Raw genomic sequence first — 18,106 nt, 5'->3', positions numbered from 1 at the left:
CCCAGCGAGGCGGGGTTTATGGCGGCTTTCAGCTCCCCGGGGCAGTGACGGATTCACGGTAAGCCCATTCGTGGCCTGCTTCAAGCCCTTTGGTGTAGCCTTCATTAAAGCCTTTGCCGTAGCCCCAATCGTACCCTTTATTGTACTGCTTTGCCAATCTGCGGCGGTCTAGGTGGGAGCGGTCTCTGAGGGAGCTGTGTCTGCCGGCCGCTTTGGCTTTACGCGTTTTACGCGCGCCGGCTCCACGGGCTCCTACCGCACTGGCTTCACGGGCTGCACGCCCGCTGCCGCCGGCCTTTGTTTTCGCCCGGGTTTTATCCGGCTTTGCCCCGGGCTTCGGCAATAGTTTACGGCTTCGTGCCTTGGTCCCGGCTTTTATAGATGTGGCCGGTTTCTGGGTTTTGCTCATGAGTGAAACCTCCTATGGAATAGACCTGGAGTTCGCCCTGCACAGCGATTCGGGGGTTGATCCACGGCGGAGCGGGCACACCCCTTCTCCTCTTCTTTATCCTTAATCCCATAATTTGAAGGGTTAGTACCTTTTGATACCGGCCTATGACTTCCAAATGGTCTGCGAACTGCCTCGAAAGAGGCCTGCTGGCTTCCAAGGAGTCCGCCATGCTTTCGAGCATTCTCGTCAAAGCCCGCTGGCTGCGGGCCAAGGATCGAAGCAGATCGAGCTTCACTATGTCCTGCTGGTCATGGACACTCATCCTTTTGGGCCTCCGCCCATCGGGAAAAACTCGCCCATCCCGCCTCCAATCTCTTTTGAACCGCCGTCCGCATCGGACAGAAGGGCGTGAAGGCTTTTGACCAACGCGTTCTCCATTCTTGTCAGGCTTTCGATCTCTTCAATTAAAGACTCGTGGACAGCAAGAGTCTCTTTCACATGAGCTTCGTTGTTCTCATATACGGAGGGCGAAAGATGATTGCATATCCACTGCGCCGACTTTTCCGCTTCTTTTGCCTTTGCCTCAAGCACATCGGCGATATATTCCTGCATTTTTGCCGTCGCCTTCATCATTTCCATAAACGCCTCTGACCTCTTCATGCGGTTCCTCCTGACCACGGTTATTCCTCTCCTTCGTCTTCCTTTAATTCCTTCACTATGAGGGCCAGGTTATCCGCCAATGCCTCTTCGAGACCCGCCAGCCCGTTTAAATAAGTCGTTACACTCCTGTTCAAGTCCATCGCGTGCTCAATCAAGCTCTCCAGATCGCCAAAGGAAGGGTCGACGGCGGGAAGATGCCCGATCATGGATGACATTTGCTTCACCACTCGCCGCTCCGTTTCAAATATATCAGCCAACCGGTGCTTGGATCTCGCCATATGATGGATAATCCTTGTCATGTTTTCCTGCATGGCCTGACCTCCGTTATAAATACTGGTTTCTTCTCAGCATATGCAGTCCTGCGCTGCTTGGATTCGCCGGAGCAGGCCCTGCCTGCGTAATTTCTCCCGTCCTATAAATTATCCGATCGAAGCTGTACTGGTGACAGAATCGGCAGCCCGGGAGGAAACGCCGACAGCTCTTCCCAGGAAATTCCTGTCCGGCGCCAATGCTGCATTTGCCAGTCCGCTATGCTTTTCTCCGTGTGGAATCTGCGCACTTTTCCCCGGTCAATTTGATAAACTCCGCCGTCGGGAGCCTGAACCAGCACTCCATTCGCAATACTTTCGCGCCCCGTGGATTGAATGCTGGATTGAGCCGTGGATGGAGCCGAATATTGCGAGGCAGTGTGCAGTTCAGCACAGGCGGCGGCCAGATCGACGTGTTCGTCCACAGGCCAGCTCCACAGGTCGATCTGTGAAACGCGGATCACCGGCAGAGCTTCCGGCCAAGCCTCGGAGACGATGGGGTGCCTAACCCCATGCTTCAGCCAATAGACAGCGGGTCCTGGTCCTTTCACCAAAGCGAAGGCAGGATAGAACTGTCCCATACCGCGTTCCTGTAAGCTAATACCTGTGGACTGGTAGACGTCCTCCGTCTCCTTCAGCAGCCTGCCGATATCTCCCCATTTATTGGTATAAAAGCGTTGATTGTGTGCGTAAACCTCTTTAAACTCGGCCTTGCCGAGGCTTTTCATGGAGGCGCTGCCCACGTGATGGATGAAGGTATCGCCCGCGATGGCAAGGCGGTACCCGAGCAGTCTAACCCTCAGGGCAAAATCCTCATCCTCGCAGTTTCCAAGCTTGAAGCCTTCATCCATGTATCCCAGCTTGCGGAAAAGCTCCCTTTTCAGAAGCAGGCAAAATCCGACAATCCGCGAAGTCTCCACCCACTTGCCCGGATCGGAACGGTTAAAGCCTTTGGCGAATTTATGCATCTCCGTTAAAGTGCGGTACGACGTGTCCAGCTTTTGAATCCCGCTGATATAGTTGGTCATCGGCCCTGCAAGGCCATTGCTGTCCGAGCTGTGGAGGCAGGCAAGAAGATTGCGCAGCCACCCTCTGGTTACGACCGTATCGTTATTAAGCAGCAAAAGAGTTCGTCCGCGCGCCATTCTAAGTCCTTGATTGATGCCCCCGGCAAATCCCAAATTTACCGGAGACAGCCATATTCGCAGCTTTCCCGCCATCGATTTCAAATAAGGGACGGTACCGTCATTAGATCCGTTATCCACGACAATAATTTCGTGAGGCTCCGGAGTATATCGCCGGATGCTGTCAATGCACTGCTGCAGCAGCCTCCGCTGGTTATAGGTTGGAATGATGATGCTCGTTCCCTCGACAGGTTCGCTGAAAATCCGCTTCCCCGCGCTCCATCCGCTGGAATAGCCATCCGCCCGGCCCCAAAGAAATCCGTCACGCCTGCCGCGCATGTAAGCCGCCGATGCGCCGGAGCTCTTCTTCACGGCCAGCTTCCTCAGCTTCCTTTTGCCTGCTTTGCCTGCCTGTGCGGCTTTTTGTAAAACCGGCAGCAGGGCGGATCCTGTCAGTGGCTTCCTCATGGACGTGCTCCTTTCTTTCTCCAAACTGTGCAATTATATCAGTGCCTCCTTTCCGGCGGCCAACGAATCCGCCAAATGTCCGAAATCGACCGCCACTTTCCCGAGCTCCGACGCGATTCTCTGGACGATGATCACCGCAGCGATTCCCGCCGATACAAGAGCGATGTCAAAAGCAGCCGAGTGCGCCTCCGATATAACGCGTTCCACATCTTTCACTCCCTGTACAGGGGAAATGATTCCCGACACCTGAATGCCTTTTTCCGACAAAATCTTCGCCAAATCATGAGCGGCATTGCCGATCAGCAGCACCTGCCGTCCCCGCAAAATAGAGCCCAGCCGCTGCTCTGTGCACAGGTAGTAATTGACTAGCGAATGCGTCAGCCTCAGCTGCCTGAAATCCAACCCGTAGGTCTGAAACACAGAAAAAGCCAGCAGCTGAAAGTTCTCTTTGCGTAACCTCGGGATACCGACCGCATTCGCCTGGCGGACTGCGGCCAGCAGCCGGTCCCTTGTATCCGGATCAGGAATATTGACTCCGGCGGAGCTTAGAAACCTGCCGTCCTTTCGGATCCTGTCCATGGGCAGCACATGCTCCTGGGCCAAGGCAAGAAGCTCCCCGTCGCCTAATCTTACCAGTGAGTAAGGAGTCCCCGTGTTCAGCGCCCCCGTCAGTTCATCGGCAATCTGCCCTGCATTCAGGAGAAGGATACCGTGCGGCTTCCAGACCTCCACCCCGGACGCTACGATCTGTTCGATAGAAACGGCGGGCAGCACAAGGTCAAAGGGCAGTACAGTGTCGACTATGCCGTTCCCTCCGGCATAATAGCCGTTCCTGTAGGCATCCTCATACGCTCGGCCATCCTCTTGATCCCGGTTTTTTGCAGCCTTGCGCTTCAACCTCCGGACTTGGGATCGGAGCCTCCTGAGCTTCTTCCGCAGCAGTTTTTTTTCCTTTTCTCGCTTCTTCCATTCTTTGCGCCTTCTTCTCTTTGCCCGGTCCGGGTCCATCACTGGTTCACCCCCGCTTCTTAAAAACAACTTCATTGAAACAGGCTTACTCCAAAATAATGCCGAGCATCTCCGACAATCTCGAGGCATAAGTATGATCCCGGAGCGTACGGCGCAAGCCTCTCAAGGCCATTTCCTGACGAAGATCTTCGTGCTTCATGTAGAAACGGATTTTTTCGACCAGCTGTTGTGCCGAGGCATATACGTCGAGCTCCGATCCGACCTCGTACAGGCCCGGCAGATTAAGCCGCTCATCCGTCAGCTGCAGGGCCCCGCAGGAGGAGATCTCAAAAGTGCGGGGATTCACGGAGTGGGCAGCGATCTTATGCCGATTCCGGTTGAACGTGTCCTCATGCACCGAACGGTGGACATTAATCGCGATTTTGGCGCCGTGGTAGTACCTTGCCGTTTTATCTGGGGACAACCAGTGCGGGACAATCTTGTCTTTTAACAGCTTGTAATTGCGCAGCCGATACCACCAGTAGCCCACGATTTTTACATTGATTTCGGAAAAAAACGGCGCCAAGGCGTCGAACAGCGGGACCCGGTTCCAAAAAGCGCTGCCGATAAAGCATACATCGCTGCGGTATTCACTGCTTGCCAGCTTGGGCAGAAACTCCTCAGGATTCACCGCGAGCGGGAGATAATGAACGTTTGGACAGCCAAGGGAGCGGTAGAACGGCACACAATTGGATTCCAGCGTAAAAACGTGGTCGTATCGAACGGAGATCAGCTCCGTCAAGTCGGTGTAATAGGGATCGTCGGCGAACCAGACAGCGGTTTTCACACCCATCTCCCTAACCTGCCTGACAACCTCCTCGCCCAGCACCGTTCCATTCAAATTGATCAGTGCCGCAGGCCGGTGCAAAGCAGCCAGAGCCGCGATGTCTTCGCCCGGACGCGCAAAAACAAGCTCCCTCGCGATGCCCCGGAAGCCTTGGACAATGGCCGAGTCGATCGCCTTGTAAGGAGGTCCTTCGATCCCCGAGGTAACATACAAAATTTTGGCATCATAAAAGGGCAGATTTCGCTGACTCAATATCACCTTCCGCACCGATTCGCATCGCCCTAAATGGTAACCGTGGCTGAAGCCGGTATCGTGTCCGGCTTTCCTTCCTCTGCGGCGGTGCCGGTTAAAAAGGCGGCGCCGTTTCTCCTGCAGCCTATTTCCCGGCGTGTTTTTTATGCGGACGATTGATTTTGCATACATGGCAGCCCTCTCTTTTCACATTGCAAAAATTGGCGGGGTTCCGGTTCACTTCAACGGTGTTTGGTGCCCCAATCGAAACCGATCGAAGGATCGTCGTATGGGATCCGGAATTCATCCGGCGCTGTTGCCTGGTACGGCTCGTTCGTGAAATAGACGATATAGGCCGGCTTGTGCCCCAGCACGCGGTATCCATGGGCGACTCCTCGCGGAATCAGCAGAAGGTAAGGGTTCTCTTCTCCCATATAAAAGGTTTCCGTGCGGCCGGAAGTCGGAGAATCCGCCCTCATGTCGTGCAGCACAATCTGCGCATTGCCGAAAGGAAAGTACCAAATGTCGTCCTGCCTCTGATGATAATGAAAGGCCTTAATGACTCCCGGGTAAGACATGGAGATGGAGGCCTGCCCGAAAGACCTGAATATGGCATCGTCGTCCCGCAGAATTTCCATAAAAAATCCGCGGTCATCACAGTGTTTCACGAGAGTTTTCTTCATGAGTCCCTCGATCAACTTCTATCCCCTCCTTCGTTCAAATCATTGCGGATAAAATCCCGCAGCGCATCCTGCCAAGGCCTGAGCCTGGCAATGCCGGCGGCCCTTACGGCTTCGTCGTCCAAACCCGAATGCGCGGGGCGGGGAGCGGCGAGCTGGAAAAAGTCGGAAGACACCGGCACAGCGCGTATATGAGAAAAACCGGCTTCGTCCAATATCGTTTGGACAAATTCATGACGGGAGCAGACTCCGCGGCCCGCGCCGTGGTAAACCCCGTAACGCTCCGTGTCAATCAGCTCGCCTATAAGCCGGGCAAGGTCCAGAGTGCAGGTGGGGGAGCCATAGACGTCATCCGCCGCATGGATATCGCGCCCCATGCGGGCCAGAGTGATCATTTTTTTGACAAAGTTGTCTCCATATCTGCCATACAGCCAAGCGGTCCGTACGATAAAATGCTTCTCGGAGCAGGCCGCCACGAAGTTCTCCCCCAGCAGCTTGGAGCGCCCATAAACGCTTATCGGATTGGCGGGATCCCGCTCGGTGTACGGAGCGCCTTTCAAGCCGTCAAAAACGTAATCCGTGCTTACATAGACCAGCTTGGCCTGCTCGCTCTCCGCTGCCTCCGCTATGTTCCTGGCTCCGAAGCCGTTCACATGGTAGGCCGCCGCGGCTTTCGTCTCGGCAAGGTCCACCTTGGTGTAGGCAGCGGCATGCACTATAACGTCAGGCTTATAGCTTTGAACGGCATCATGCACTTTGTCCGCATCGGTGACATCCAACCCGGATCTCGCAACCGCCCACAGTTCGTGCCGGGCAGAGAGCACGCGCTGAAGGTCGCCTCCAAGCCGGCCGCCCGCGCCGGTGATCATCACTTTCACGGCAGTTCCCCCTCCTCCGCTGACAGATGTTGACCGGGGAGGCAGACAAGCCTTTCCCACCAAACCCGGTTGCTTTCGTACCACTGCACCGTTCTTTTTATCCCGGTGTCCAAATCGTACGATGGCTGCCAACCAAGCTCTTGTCTCGCTCTCGATGAGTCAATCGCATATCTGCGGTCATGGCCGGGGCGGTCCGGAACATGCCGGATCAGCTTCTCGCTCTTGCCCATCTCGGCAAGGATTGTGCGGATAATGTCAAGATTGGTCCGCTCCTCGCTCCCGCCGATGTTGTAAACCCGGCCCGGAGCCCCTCTTTGCAGCACCGCGTCTATAGCGGAGCAATGATCCTCGACGTACAGCCAGTCCCGCACATTCAAGCCGTCTCCGTAGACAGGGATCGGAAGGTCCCGGATCGCCCGGGTGATGACCATCGGAATGAGTTTTTCCGGAAACTGACGGGGACCGTAATTGTTCGAGCACCTGGTAATGATGACGGGCATCCCGAAGGTATGGAAATAGGAACGAGCCAAGAGATCGGAGCCTGCCTTGCTGGCGGAATAGGGACTGTTCGGGGAGAGGGGGGACTGTTCGGTGAAAAGACCGCGGGAGCCCAGGCTGCCGTACACCTCATCCGTAGATATATGGATAAACCTTCGGATTCCGTGCTGTTTGGCTGCGTCCAACAGGTTGAGCGTGCCGAGGATATTCGTATGGACAAACGGGCGGCTGTCCTGAATGCTCCGATCGACATGGGACTCAGCCGCAAAATGGACAACGGCCTCAATCCCTTCCGCCATGATATGCCGGACGGCGCTTTTATCAGTGATATCCCCGCGGATAAAGCTGTATCGGGGAGAATTCTCCGCCTCCCGCACGTTATCCATGCAGCCGGCATAGGTAAGAGCGTCGTAGTTCACAATGTGCAGATCAGGGTAGCGGTTCAGCATATAATGAATGAAGCTGCTGCCGATGAACCCCATTCCTCCGGTCACTAAAAGCTTCATGAGGGATCCGCCCCCAATAAGCGGGCACTCGCTTCATGCAGCGATCGGAACGTCCCGGCGTCGGTCCACCAACCGCCTGCGATGTCGTATTCCAATTTGCCCGCAGCCGCGTAGGCGTTATTTACGTCGGTGATTTCCAGTTCCCCCCTGGCGGAAGGCCGGATGCCTTTAATGATCCGGAATATGTCCCCGTCATAGAGGTAGAATCCCGTAACACAGTAATTTGACTTGGGGTAAGCGGGTTTTTCGTCAATGCGCACGATCCGGTTCCCCTCGAATTCGGGTACACCGTAACGGGCAGGGTCCGGCACTTCTTTTAAAAGGACTCTGGCACCTTCCCGCTGCTTCAAAAAGTTCTGTACATGGCCTTTGAGGCTGTTTTCGAATAAATTGTCGCCAAGCATCAGCGCGAACCGCTCGCCGGAGCCGGCATAGCCTTCGGCTAATGCCAGCGCGTGCGCGATACCCCCCGCTTCCTCCTGAATGCGGTAGGTCAGGCTCACATCCCAAGCCCTGCCGCTTCCGAGCAGCTGGATCAGCAATCCGGCGGATGAAACACCCGTGATGATAAGGATGTCAACCAAACCGGCGTCTTTAAGCTTCTCGATCCCATGAACGATCATCGGCAGTTTGCCGACAAGCAGCAGTTGTTTGTTGACAACTTTAGTCAGCGGAAATAAACGGGTGCCTGTACCGCCTGCAAGCAGAACTGCTTTCAATCTCAACCTCTCCTTCCGTATCCTTCAGATCAGTGTGCGGGGGTCGAAACCCCATTTGTTTATAAATTTGTTTAAATTGGTCTCCAGCAGCGCTTTGACGGCGCCCTCGCCCTGCTGGTTGAAGCTGGAGCTGCCGTGATGGAAAATAAACGAATCCCCCGCGACCATCAGCCGGAAAGCCTGCAGACGGGCTCTGTAGCAGTAATCGTCGTCTTCAAAATGCCCCGGAGTGAACAGTTCGTCCAGCAGTCCCACTTTGTTCAGCACTTCTCTCTTGAAAAGGAAGCAAAGTCCGACAATCCGCTGCACCTCTACCCATTTGGCCGGGTCAGGGCCTCTGAATTTTTGTGATACTTCATTGAGATTAGTGTACGGTTCCTGTATCTGCTGCTTTCCGCTCACATAGTTGGACATCGGCCCGACAATGCCTATATCCTCCGAGCTGTACAGGCAGCGCAGCATATTGTCCAGCCAGTGCTCGATCACAAGAACGTCATTGTTTAACAAAAGTATGGCGTCGCCGCTGGCGATTTTTAAACCCAAATTGCAGGCGGCCGGAAAGCCTCTGTTAAAAGGGAGGGAAACGAGGCGGATTCCTTTTTTCACACAGAAATCCGTCGACCCGTCCTTCGATCCGTTATCCACTACAATAATTTCATATGGCTGTGCGGTATGCTGCTCAATGGAGGAGATGCACGGCTCCAGCCACTGCCTGCCGTTAAAATTCGGGATAATGATGCTTGTCATCTGCATTAGGGAGCCCTCCTGGCTTGATCACGCCGGCGTATCGAATCGTGATAGAAAAGCCTTTCACCCTTGTGCCTCATCCAATACCTCACGGCTTCGATATGGTCCCCTATGATGAGGTCGGCCACCTGGTTTTTTGACCCGTGATTGTGTTCCTTCACTTTGTTTTTGCGGATCACGTTTACGCTGGCAGGAGCATCGATTTTTAAGCCTTCTTCTATCGCAATCACCATCGCTTTGGGGGGGACGGTCAGCGCCTGCGGTCCGAGCAGCTCGTATGCTTTTCTGGATAAGGCGTGAGGTACAGCCGTCAAAGAGTTGGAGCCCAGTTCGGAACGTCCAAGCGTTCGGTTTAAAAATTGCTTCATCAAGGTGATGGTATCTATCTCTTTAAAAAGTCCGACATAAGGGCGAATATCGTTGAGCGCCAGATCGTTCCCCTTTTCGATGGCATGAATGAAAGGAACCAGCTTCTCCGCTTTCACCGTGAAATCACCGTCGAGAAAAAGCAGAATTTCTGCGCTGCTTACCATCGCTCCAACCGCTCTTCCGACATCGTATCCCAGGGGGGCGGGGTAATAGACAATGGTGGCGTGGGACAGCTCCCTGGCTTTTTGAAAGCTGCCGTCCCCCGAACCGTTCACGACAATGATGATTTCGTCCAGAGGGAGACGATGCAGATGCTTGATGATATCCGGCAGGCTTTTCTCCTCGTTCATGACGGTCAGAATTGCCGCCACGGTTCTATTGGTAGGAATGAGCATCCAGTCGTGATCACGCTGGCGCGCCGCTTTGAAGAAACCTTCCTTATATCCCTTCGCCGCAGCCAGATACCCATCCCATCCCATTCGGGAGATCGGCGTGGAGCCGAGTGCCTTCACCCATAAAGTGTTAAGGGCGCGCTTGCGGTATGCGGCGTCCTGAATGCTGTGGATGCGGCCGTCCTTTTTGCCTTCCGCATACCCCCATTTCCGCCAGAACAGAATATTTTTTGTCCGGCTCGATGTTGGTTCCCGCTTTGCTTGGGCAGTTCTCGTCGATCTCACCACCTGCCCCGAGTCCTTGGCGAGCCGTTTCACCAGACGCAAATTTTTGTTATCGGATTTTCGCGCGGTCCTCATGCTTTCACCTCACGATCCCTCTCATTCTTTTCAAATCGGTCTTGCCGGCTCTATCGTCCGTTTGCTCTGTGATCCATGCGATGGCCTCCAGATGGTCTCCTACGATAAGGCTCTCGAGCGGATCTTTCTTGCCTACCATTCTGCTCCTGCGGATCGGATTCTTCGCTCCGACATTGATAAATGTGACCGCATCTACCTTGAGCCCGGAATGAATGGCTATAGCGTGAGCTTTTGGGGGGACCGCCAGGTTCTCCGCCCCGATCGAATCGAGCGCTTTTCGGCTTATGGCGTGGGGTACGGTGGTCATCGAGGCGCCTTTTAAATCCGGACGGGCAAGCACAGCATTCAGCGTATATTTGGCCAGCACCACGCTGTGAACCTTTTCTGTATCCACCGAGCCGGAGTAACTGTTGAGCGCCACATCCGTTCCATTTGACACGGCGTCGATCAGAGGCTTGAAATCTTCAGCAGGCAGAACGATATCGCCGTCCATGAACAAAAGAATATCCCCTTTGGCGGCTGAGGCTCCTACACTTCTCCCCACGTCATGCCCCAATTGGTCAGGAAACGAGATGACTCTGGCTCCAACCTTCTCAGCCAGCTCTTTGGAACCGTCCACCGAGCCGTTGGCGACCACAATGATCTCCATTTTTGGATGGACACGGGAGATCTCGCGAAGTACTTTCTCGAGTGTTTTTTTTTCGTTGCTGACCGGAATGATCACAGATACCTTAGGAGTGTGGCTGTTACGAATAGCCAAGGAATCTCTTGAAGTGCGCTGTTTTCTGTTAGGTTTGCCGTGGTGTGTCAAATTGTTCTCAACTCCTGTTTCGCCTGCTGCCTGCACCCCCTGAGTGGCTCAGCAGCAGCCAAGGTAAATGCTTGCTTGCTTCTACTATTGTATGTATTCGTTTTATCAAAGGCAGGGCATCTGACGGGAAGGCTTGGAAAACAGGCATATACCTTGCGCCGTCGGTGTTAGCGTAAAAAAGCACAAAGAGCCTCTTCGCAGAGACTCTTTGTAAAGGAATGTTATGCTTTGGTTCCTACAGCCAACCAGTTGATGATTCCGTATGGTTCGGGAGAAAATTTGCTTCTGACTACCTGCAGGGTGACAAAGTCGGGAGCTTTCTGTTTTACCACGGTGTAGCACGCCGTATGGTTAGTCATCGCGACGACGACATAGAAGGCATCCGCGAACGGTTGTTCAAACGGGATCTGAATTTCCACCGATTCATCCTGCACTTCAAAATGGAACGGATGCAGCCCGAACTGCTGAAGCTGCCGACTCTTCGAATTCACGGTCTGCAGCGCAGTAAAGGAGAGCTTTGCTTCACTTACCGCGCCCTTGGCCAACTGCATTTCGCCTACGCTTCCCTCTGCCAGCTTAGCTCCGCTTACTGCACTGTCCGCCAGATGCATCTCGCACACGCTGCCCTCTGCCAGCTTCGCTCCGCTCACTGCACCTTCCGCCAGATGCATTTCGCTCACGCTGCCCTCTGCCAGCTTCGCTCCGCTTACTGCACCTTCCGCCAGATGCATCTCGTTCACGCTGCCCTTTGCCAGCTTCGCTCCGCTTACCGCGTCGTCCGCCAGATGCATCTCGCTCACGCTGCCCTCTGCCAGCTTTGCTCCGCTTACCGCGCCGTCCGCCAGATGCATCTCGTTCACGCTGCCCTCTGCCAGCTTCACTCCACTCACTGCGCTGTCCGCCAGATGCATCTCGCCCACACTGCCCTCTGCCAGCTTCACTCCGCTTACCGCGCCGTCCGCCAGATGCATCTCGTTCACGCTGCCCTCTGCCAGCTTCGCTCCGCTCACTGAGCTGTCCGCCAGATGCATCTCGTTCACGCTGCCCTCTGCCAGCTTTGCTCCGCTCACTGCGCTGTCCGCCAGATGCATCTCGCCCACGCTGCCCTCTGCCAGCTTCGCTGCGTTCACTGCACCGTCCGCCAGATGCATCTCGTTCACGCTGCCCTCTGCCAGCTTCGCTGCATTCACTGCGCTGTCCGCCAGATGCATCTCGCCTACGCTGCCCTCTGCCAGCTTCGCTCCGCTCACTGCACTGTCCGCCAGATGCATCTCGTTCACGCTGCCCTCTGCCAGCTTCGCTGCATTCACTGCGCTGTCCGCCAGATGCATCTCGCCTACGCTGCCCTCTGCCAGCTTCGCTCCGCTCACTGCGCTGTCCGCCAGATGCGCCTCGCCTACGCTCCCCGCTGCCAGCGCCTCCGAGGTCACCGCGCCTGCCTGCAGATGACGGCTCTCTACCGCTCCGTCCGCCAGCTCCTCGCTACCCACACTCGCCTCCCGCAGCTGATCACGGCCTACACTGCCTAAGGACAGCTTCGCTCCGCTTACCGCGCCGTCAGCCAGCTGCGCCTCGCCCACGCTTCCCGCCGCCAGCGCCTCCGCTATTACCACACCGGCCTGCAAGTGTCGGCTTTCCACAGCTCCGTCCGCCAGTTCCTCGCCGCCTACACTCGCTAAACGCAGCTGATCACGACCCACGCTGCCTACGGCGAGCTTCGCTCCACTCACCGCACCGTCGGCCAACTGCGTCTCGCCCACGCTCCCCGCTGCCAGCGCCTCCACTGTCACCGCGCCTGCCTGCAGGTGACGGCTCTCTACCGCTCCGTCCGCCAGCTCCTCGCCGCTTACGCTCGCCTGCCGCAGCTGCTCACGGCCTACACTGCCTAAGGACAGCTTCGCTCCGCTTACCGCGCCGTCGGCCAGCTGCGCCTCGCCCACGCTTCCCGCCGCCAGCGCCTCCGCTATTACCGCACCGGCCTGCAAGTGCCGGCTCTCCACCGCTCCGTTCGCCAGCTCCTCGCTGCCTACGCTCGCCTCCCGCAGCTGCTCACGGCTCACACTGCCTGCTGCCAGCTTTGCTCCACTCACCGCGCCGTCCGCCAACTGCGTCTCGCCAACGCTCCCCGCTGCCAGCTTCACTCCGCTCAACGCGCCCGCCTGCAGGTGCCGGCTCTCCACCGCTCCGTCCGCCAGCTCCGCGCTGCCTACGCTCGCCTCCCGCAGCTGCTCACGGCTCACGCTGCCTGCTGCCAGCTTCGCTCCACTCACCGCGCCGTCCGCCAGCTGCGTCTCGCCAACGCTCCCCGCTGCCAGCGCCTCCACTGTCACCGCGCCTGCCTGCAGATGCCGGCTCTCTACCACTCCGTTCGCCAGCTCCTCGCTGCCCACACTCGCCTCCCGCAGCTGCTCACGGCCCACGCTGTCTGCTGCCAGCTTCGCTCCACTCACCGCGCCGTCCGCCAGCTGCGTCTCGCCCACACTCCCCGCTGCCAGCTTCGCCCCGCTTACCGCGCCGTCCGCCAGTTGCGTCTCGCCGACGCTGCCCGCTGCCAGCCTCACTCCGCTCAACGCGCCCGCCTGCAGATGCCGGCTCTCCACCGCTCCGTCCGCCAGCTCCTCACTGCCTACGCTCGCCTGCCGCAGCTGCTCACGGCCTACACTGCCTAAGGACAGCTTCGCTCCGCTTACCGCGCCGTCGGCCAGCTGCGCCTCGCCCACGCTTCCCGCCGCCAGCGCCTCCGCTATTACCGCACCGGCCTGCAAGTGCCGGCTCTCCACCGCTCCGTCCGCCAGCTCCGCGCTGCCTACGCTCGCCTCCCGCAGCTGCTCACGGCTCACGCTGCCTGCTGCCAGCTTCGCTCCACTCACCGCGCCGTCCGCCAGCTGCGTCTCGCCCACACTCCCCGCTGCCAGCACCTCCGCTGTCACCGCGCCTGCCTGCAGGTGCCGGCTCTCTACCGCTGCATCCGCCAGCTCCTCGCTGCCTACGCTCGCCTCCCGCAGCTGCTTACGGCCCACGCTGTCTGCTGCCAGCTTCGCTCCGATCACTGCGCCGTCCGCCAGCTGCGTCTCGCCGACGCTGCCCGCTGCCAGCTTCACTCCGCTCAACGCGCCCGCCTGCAGGTGCCGGCTCTCCACCGCCCCGTCCGCCAGCTCCGCGCTGCCTACGCTCGCCTCCCGCAGCTGCTTACGGCCCACGCTGTCTGCTGCCAGCTTCGCTCCACTCACCGCGCCGTCCGCCAGCTGCGTCTCGCCGACGCTGCCCGCTGCCAGCTTCACTCCGCTCAACGCGCCCGCCTGCAGGTGCCGGCTCTCCACCGCTCCGTCCGCCAACTCCGCGCTGCCTACGCTCGCCTCCCGCAGCTGCTTACGGCTCACGCTGCCTGCTGCCAGCTTCGCTCCACTCACCGCGCCGTCCGCCAGCTGCGTCTCGCCAACGCTCCCCGCTGCCAGCGCCTCCGCTGTCACCGCGCCTGCCTGCAGATGCCGGCTCTCTACCACTCCGTTCGCCAGCTCCTCGCTGCCCACACTCGCCTCCCGCAGCTGTTCACGGCCCACGCTGTCTGCTGCCAGCTTCGCTCCACTCACCGCGCAGTCCGCCAGCTGCGTCTCGCCGACGCTGCCCGCTGCCAGCTTCACTCCGCTCAACGCGCCCGCCTGCAGGTGCCGGCTCTCTACCGCTCCGTCCGCCAGCTCCGCGCTGCCTACGCTCGCCTCCCGCAGCTGCTCACGGCTCACGCTGCCTGCTGCCAGCTTCGCTCCGCTCACCGCGCCGTCCGCCAACTGCGTCTCGCCCACACTCCCCGCTGCCAGCTTCACTCCGCTCAACGCGCCCGCCTGCAGGTGCCGGCTCTCCACCGCTCCGTCCGCCAGCTCCGCGCTGCCTACGCTCGCCTCCCGCAGCTGCTCACGGCTCACGCTGCCTGCTGCCAGCTTCGCTCCACTCACCGCGCCATCCGCCAGCTGCGTCTCACCGACGCTCCCCGCTGCCAGCGCCTCCGCTGTCACCGCGCCCGCCTGCAGGTGCCGGCTCTCCACCGCTCCTTCCGCCAGCTCCGCACTGCCTACGCTCGCCTCCCGCAGCTGCTCACGGCTCACGCTGCCTGCTGCCAGCTTCGCTCCGCTCACCGCGCCGTCCGCCAGCTGCGTCTCACCGACGCTGCCCGCTGCCAGCCTCACTCCGCTCAACGCGCCCGCCTGCAGATGCCGGCTCTCCACCGCTCCTTCCGCCAGCTCCTCGCTGCCTACGCTCGCCTCCCGCAGCTGCTCACGGCCCACGCTGTCTGCTGCCAGCTTCGCTCCACTCACCGCGCCGTCGATTAGTTGCTCTTCTCCTACGCTTCCCGCAGCCAACTTCGAGCCGCTCACTGCACCGTCGATCAGTTGTTCCTGCCCTACACTTTCTGCCGCAAGCTTCTCCCGTGTCACAGCTCCCTGCTGAAGATGCCTACTCCCTACCGATCTTTCCGACATTTGCTCACTGCCGACGCTCGACTTACAAAGATGCTGCTGACCTATACTTTCACTCTCCAGATGTTCTCCTCTTACCGAATCCAACTGCAGATGCCTACTCCTTACCGCTCCTTCCGCCAACTGCTCTTGTGTCACCGCTCCCGGCTGCAGATGCCAACTCCCTACCGCTCCTTTCTCCAACTGCACACTGCCTACGCTATCCTCGCGAAGGTGCTCCTGCCCTATACTTTCCATCTCCAGATGCTCTCCACTTACCGAACCCGGCCGCAAATGTAGACCTTCTATCGCATCTTCCGCAAGCTTATCCCCTGTCACCGCTCCTGGCTGCAGGTGGCAACTCCTTACCGCTCCTTCCGTCAAATGCGCACTGCCTACGCTATCCTCGCGGAGGTGCTCCTGCCCTATACTTTCTATCACCAGATGATCTCCGCTTACCGAACCCGGCTGCAGATGCCAGCTCCATACCGCTCCTTCCGCCAAATGCTCTCCACCGATTGAGCCATGAGCGAAGGATTGCCCCGTCAAGGCACCCTTCTCTATGTGGCGTTCCGTAATCACAGCGTCCCCGATTTTATTGCCTTCGATGCTTCCGTCTGTGATCTGCTCAATGGTCAGCGAACCTTCGCTCAAATGATGAGGCTTGATCACTCCCGCACCGATGTGGTAGCTTTCCACCGTATTAGCCTGCAAATGTCTGGCTTTAATCGAATTGTTGGCAATTTTCTCAGAAACAATGGCACCATAAGCAATTTTCTCGGAAGTGACCGCTTCGTCCTGCAACTTCGAAGTGGAAATCGCTTCATCCTGCACAATTTCTTCTGACACCACACTAGGCTTAAGATGAACGAAATCGATTACTCCAGGAGCCAGATGCTCCGTTTTCACGGCCCTCGCAGCCAGCTTCGTCGATACCACGCTTCCGTCAGCCAAATGCTCCGATGTTACATTTCCGTACTGCATCTGCTCCGCTCCTACCGATCCGGCCGCCAAATGCTGCTGCTGCACAGCCGATGATACCAACTTATCTGAAGTAACGGAACCATTCGCAAGCTTAGCCGCCGTCACTGAAAGGTCGTTCAACTTATCAGTGGATACCGATTCCGAAGCCAGCTTGGAGGTGATCACCGCATGATCCGCCAAATGATAGGTATATAAGGAGCCGTGCTTTACATGCAATCCGTTAACGGCTTCCTCGGCGATTTTGTCCCCTGTCACCGCGTTGTCAGTCAAATATTCCCCGCTCACGGTACCTTTCTGAAGATGCTTGGCAGAAATCGACCCGGGTGCGACATGATGCCCTTGAACAGCTTCATCCGCAATGTTATCCCCCGTCACTGAAGAACGCTGCAAATGCCATTGGGAAACCGAATCCAAAGCAATTTTGGCCGATGTGATCGAGCAATCCTCAATAATTCCCTCCGTGACGGCAAAAGGCTCCAACTGCTTGGTGCCTACACTCCTCAGCGCCAGCTTGCTCTGTTCCACTGAACCGTTGTCCAAATGACGGGCGAGTACAGAGCCTTCTTGAAGGTTTCCGCTACCAACGGAATTTTCCTTCAAATGCTCAAATCCAATCGATCTCGGATTCAGCTTCTCGGTAGTCACCGCCCCGTCAACAAGCTGCTCAGTACGCACAGAATCCTTCGCCAAATGAATGAACGTAATTTGCTCTTGAGCGATATGATTTCCCTTCACCGCTCCCTTAACGAAATGCTGAGATTGAATCTGTCCACTGCCCACATGCCTGCTTTGGACCGAATCATCGGATAAATGCTCCTGACCTACCAGTCCCGGCTGCAAATGCTGCGAAGCCACACTCTGCAGTCCCAGTTTTTCCCCCGTCACAGACAAGGCTCTTAATTTTTCTGTCGTGACCGCTTCATTAGCCAGTTTTGCGGTATTGATTATACCGTTAGCTAGGTTTGCCGTTTGTATCGTTCCGCTTTTCAGCTTTCTGGAGGTAACCGCCTGATCTTGAATGATCTCAGTTGTAATAGACTGTTCCGACAAATGCTTGGATTCGATCGAACTGTCCGCGATTTTAATAGAATCTATCGTTTTGTCGGCCAGCTTATCCGATGTAATGCTGGAATCCTGCAGCTTGCTGCCCGGAATCGTACGGTCTTTAATATGGTCCCCAAGAACCGATTGAACTCCCAAATGCGACGAGTCAATGGTGCCCGGAGCAATTTTGGATGAAATAACCGCCCCGTCCGCGAGCTTCGTGTAGTCAACGACAAAATCAGCTAAAGCTTTCGTACCCACGCTGCCAGGCTTAATTTTTTGTTCGTTTATCGCCCAATTGGCGATCTTCTCGCTGGTGACGGCCTCATTTTCCAAATCGTCCGTATACACAACGATTCCCTGCCTCTGACCGTTCCGGTTAGATAAAAGCTGTTGCGGATTGATCGTATCCGTTTTCGGTTCTTTTGGTGATTTTTCCGCCTGCTCACGGATCTTCCCAATAACTGAATCATTAGCGGCTTTTAGAATCTCCTCTTTCTTATTTTCTTTCTCTTTTACGGCCGAAGCCGCTTTGCTGACCGGCATCTCGTCCTCTGCTGGAACTTCGGACTTTTCTTTACCCGATTCCTTGCTCACTTTTTGGATCAATTCAAGCTCGTTCATATAAGAATAAATTCGCGATCCGCGCCTGACCTCGCCTTCCCGGCTGGTTTTCCTTTTTTTCATTCC

Annotated in this window: 15 protein-coding genes; all 15 read right to left on the bottom strand. The window is 57.0% G+C overall.

Going from position 1 to position 18,106, the window contains the following annotated elements; all coding sequences use genetic code 11:
- Positions 1-28: 28 nt before the first annotated feature.
- Positions 29-409: a hypothetical protein gene (locus ACZ5N7_RS00140; protein ID WP_464656295.1), complete on the bottom strand. Its 381-nt coding sequence runs from the start codon at positions 407-409 to the stop codon at positions 29-31.
- Complete coding sequence (locus ACZ5N7_RS00135) at positions 348-713, bottom strand: hypothetical protein (protein WP_464656294.1); 366 nt, start codon at positions 711-713, stop codon at positions 348-350. Before ACZ5N7_RS00135 ends, ACZ5N7_RS00140 begins: the two co-directional genes overlap by 62 nt.
- Positions 710-1,051 (bottom strand): restriction endonuclease subunit S, encoded by a 342-nt coding sequence (locus ACZ5N7_RS00130; RefSeq protein ID WP_464656292.1) that lies wholly within the window; start codon positions 1,049-1,051, stop codon positions 710-712. Before ACZ5N7_RS00130 ends, ACZ5N7_RS00135 begins: the two co-directional genes overlap by 4 nt.
- 20 nt (positions 1,052-1,071) lie before the next feature.
- Positions 1,072-1,362: a nucleoside-diphosphate sugar epimerase gene (locus tag ACZ5N7_RS00125; RefSeq protein ID WP_464656290.1), complete on the bottom strand. Its 291-nt coding sequence runs from the start codon at positions 1,360-1,362 to the stop codon at positions 1,072-1,074.
- A 101-nt stretch (positions 1,363-1,463) separates the two neighbouring features.
- Positions 1,464-2,951, bottom strand: coding sequence for a glycosyltransferase family 2 protein (locus tag ACZ5N7_RS00120; protein ID WP_464656288.1), 1,488 nt, complete (start codon positions 2,949-2,951; stop codon positions 1,464-1,466).
- 33 nt (positions 2,952-2,984) lie between these two features.
- Positions 2,985-3,995 carry a GT-D fold domain-containing protein gene (locus tag ACZ5N7_RS00115; RefSeq protein ID WP_464656286.1) on the bottom strand — a complete coding sequence of 337 codons (1,011 nt, stop codon included), beginning with the start codon at positions 3,993-3,995 and terminating at the stop codon, positions 2,985-2,987.
- A 10-nt stretch (positions 3,996-4,005) separates the two neighbouring features.
- Positions 4,006-5,169, bottom strand: coding sequence for a CgeB family protein (locus ACZ5N7_RS00110; RefSeq protein WP_464656284.1), 1,164 nt, complete (start codon positions 5,167-5,169; stop codon positions 4,006-4,008).
- 50 nt (positions 5,170-5,219) lie between these two features.
- On the bottom strand, positions 5,220-5,675 hold the full coding sequence (locus ACZ5N7_RS00105; RefSeq protein WP_464656282.1) for a dTDP-4-dehydrorhamnose 3,5-epimerase family protein: 456 nt from the start codon (positions 5,673-5,675) through the stop codon (positions 5,220-5,222).
- Positions 5,672-6,526 carry a dTDP-4-dehydrorhamnose reductase gene (gene rfbD, locus ACZ5N7_RS00100; RefSeq protein WP_464659370.1) on the bottom strand — a complete coding sequence of 285 codons (855 nt, stop codon included), beginning with the start codon at positions 6,524-6,526 and terminating at the stop codon, positions 5,672-5,674. Before rfbD ends, ACZ5N7_RS00105 begins: the two co-directional genes overlap by 4 nt.
- Positions 6,527-6,531: 5 nt before the next feature.
- A complete protein-coding gene (rfbB, locus tag ACZ5N7_RS00095; RefSeq protein WP_464656280.1) occupies positions 6,532-7,539 on the bottom strand; it encodes a dTDP-glucose 4,6-dehydratase in 1,008 nt (335 codons plus the stop codon).
- A complete protein-coding gene (locus ACZ5N7_RS00090; protein WP_464656278.1) occupies positions 7,536-8,258 on the bottom strand; it encodes a sugar phosphate nucleotidyltransferase in 723 nt (240 codons plus the stop codon). The genes rfbB and ACZ5N7_RS00090 overlap by 4 nt, the downstream gene beginning before the upstream one ends.
- A gap of 24 nt (positions 8,259-8,282) precedes the next feature.
- Entirely contained in the window at positions 8,283-9,011 is a 729-nt protein-coding gene (locus tag ACZ5N7_RS00085) for a glycosyltransferase family 2 protein (protein ID WP_464656276.1), read from the bottom strand.
- Positions 9,011-10,126 (bottom strand): glycosyltransferase family 2 protein, encoded by a 1,116-nt coding sequence (locus tag ACZ5N7_RS00080; protein WP_464656274.1) that lies wholly within the window; start codon positions 10,124-10,126, stop codon positions 9,011-9,013. The genes ACZ5N7_RS00085 and ACZ5N7_RS00080 overlap by 1 nt, the downstream gene beginning before the upstream one ends.
- A gap of 4 nt (positions 10,127-10,130) precedes the next feature.
- On the bottom strand, positions 10,131-10,886 hold the full coding sequence (locus ACZ5N7_RS00075; RefSeq protein ID WP_464656272.1) for a glycosyltransferase family 2 protein: 756 nt from the start codon (positions 10,884-10,886) through the stop codon (positions 10,131-10,133).
- Between the two features lie 272 nt (positions 10,887-11,158).
- The gene (locus ACZ5N7_RS00070; RefSeq protein WP_464656271.1) at positions 11,159-18,103 is read right to left on the bottom strand and encodes a WIAG-tail domain; all 6,945 of its coding nucleotides are present in this window, start codon (positions 18,101-18,103) and stop codon (positions 11,159-11,161) included.
- Positions 18,104-18,106 lie beyond the last annotated feature (3 nt).

This window comes from Paenibacillus sp. JCM 18996 (genome assembly GCF_055392555.1).
Note: the sequence above shows the minus strand (reverse complement) of the source record. Positions and strands in the feature narration are given on the sequence as shown.

Coding starts and splice junctions, on each gene's coding strand:
- ACZ5N7_RS00120 (WP_464656288.1), bottom strand. CDS start 2,951: ATGAGGAAGCCACTGACAGGATCCGCCCTGCTGCCGGTTTTACAAAAA.
- ACZ5N7_RS00130 (WP_464656292.1), bottom strand. CDS start 1,051: ATGAAGAGGTCAGAGGCGTTTATGGAAATGATGAAGGCGACGGCAAAA.
- ACZ5N7_RS00115 (WP_464656286.1), bottom strand. CDS start 3,995: ATGAAGTTGTTTTTAAGAAGCGGGGGTGAACCAGTGATGGACCCGGAC.
- ACZ5N7_RS00140 (WP_464656295.1), bottom strand. CDS start 409: ATGAGCAAAACCCAGAAACCGGCCACATCTATAAAAGCCGGGACCAAG.
- rfbD (WP_464659370.1), bottom strand. CDS start 6,526: ATGATCACCGGCGCGGGCGGCCGGCTTGGAGGCGACCTTCAGCGCGTG.
- rfbB (WP_464656280.1), bottom strand. CDS start 7,539: ATGAAGCTTTTAGTGACCGGAGGAATGGGGTTCATCGGCAGCAGCTTC.
- ACZ5N7_RS00125 (WP_464656290.1), bottom strand. CDS start 1,362: ATGCAGGAAAACATGACAAGGATTATCCATCATATGGCGAGATCCAAG.
- ACZ5N7_RS00110 (WP_464656284.1), bottom strand. CDS start 5,169: ATGTATGCAAAATCAATCGTCCGCATAAAAAACACGCCGGGAAATAGG.
- ACZ5N7_RS00070 (WP_464656271.1), bottom strand. CDS start 18,103: ATGAAAAAAAGGAAAACCAGCCGGGAAGGCGAGGTCAGGCGCGGATCG.
- ACZ5N7_RS00080 (WP_464656274.1), bottom strand. CDS start 10,126: ATGAGGACCGCGCGAAAATCCGATAACAAAAATTTGCGTCTGGTGAAA.
- ACZ5N7_RS00085 (WP_464656276.1), bottom strand. CDS start 9,011: ATGCAGATGACAAGCATCATTATCCCGAATTTTAACGGCAGGCAGTGG.
- ACZ5N7_RS00135 (WP_464656294.1), bottom strand. CDS start 713: ATGAGTGTCCATGACCAGCAGGACATAGTGAAGCTCGATCTGCTTCGA.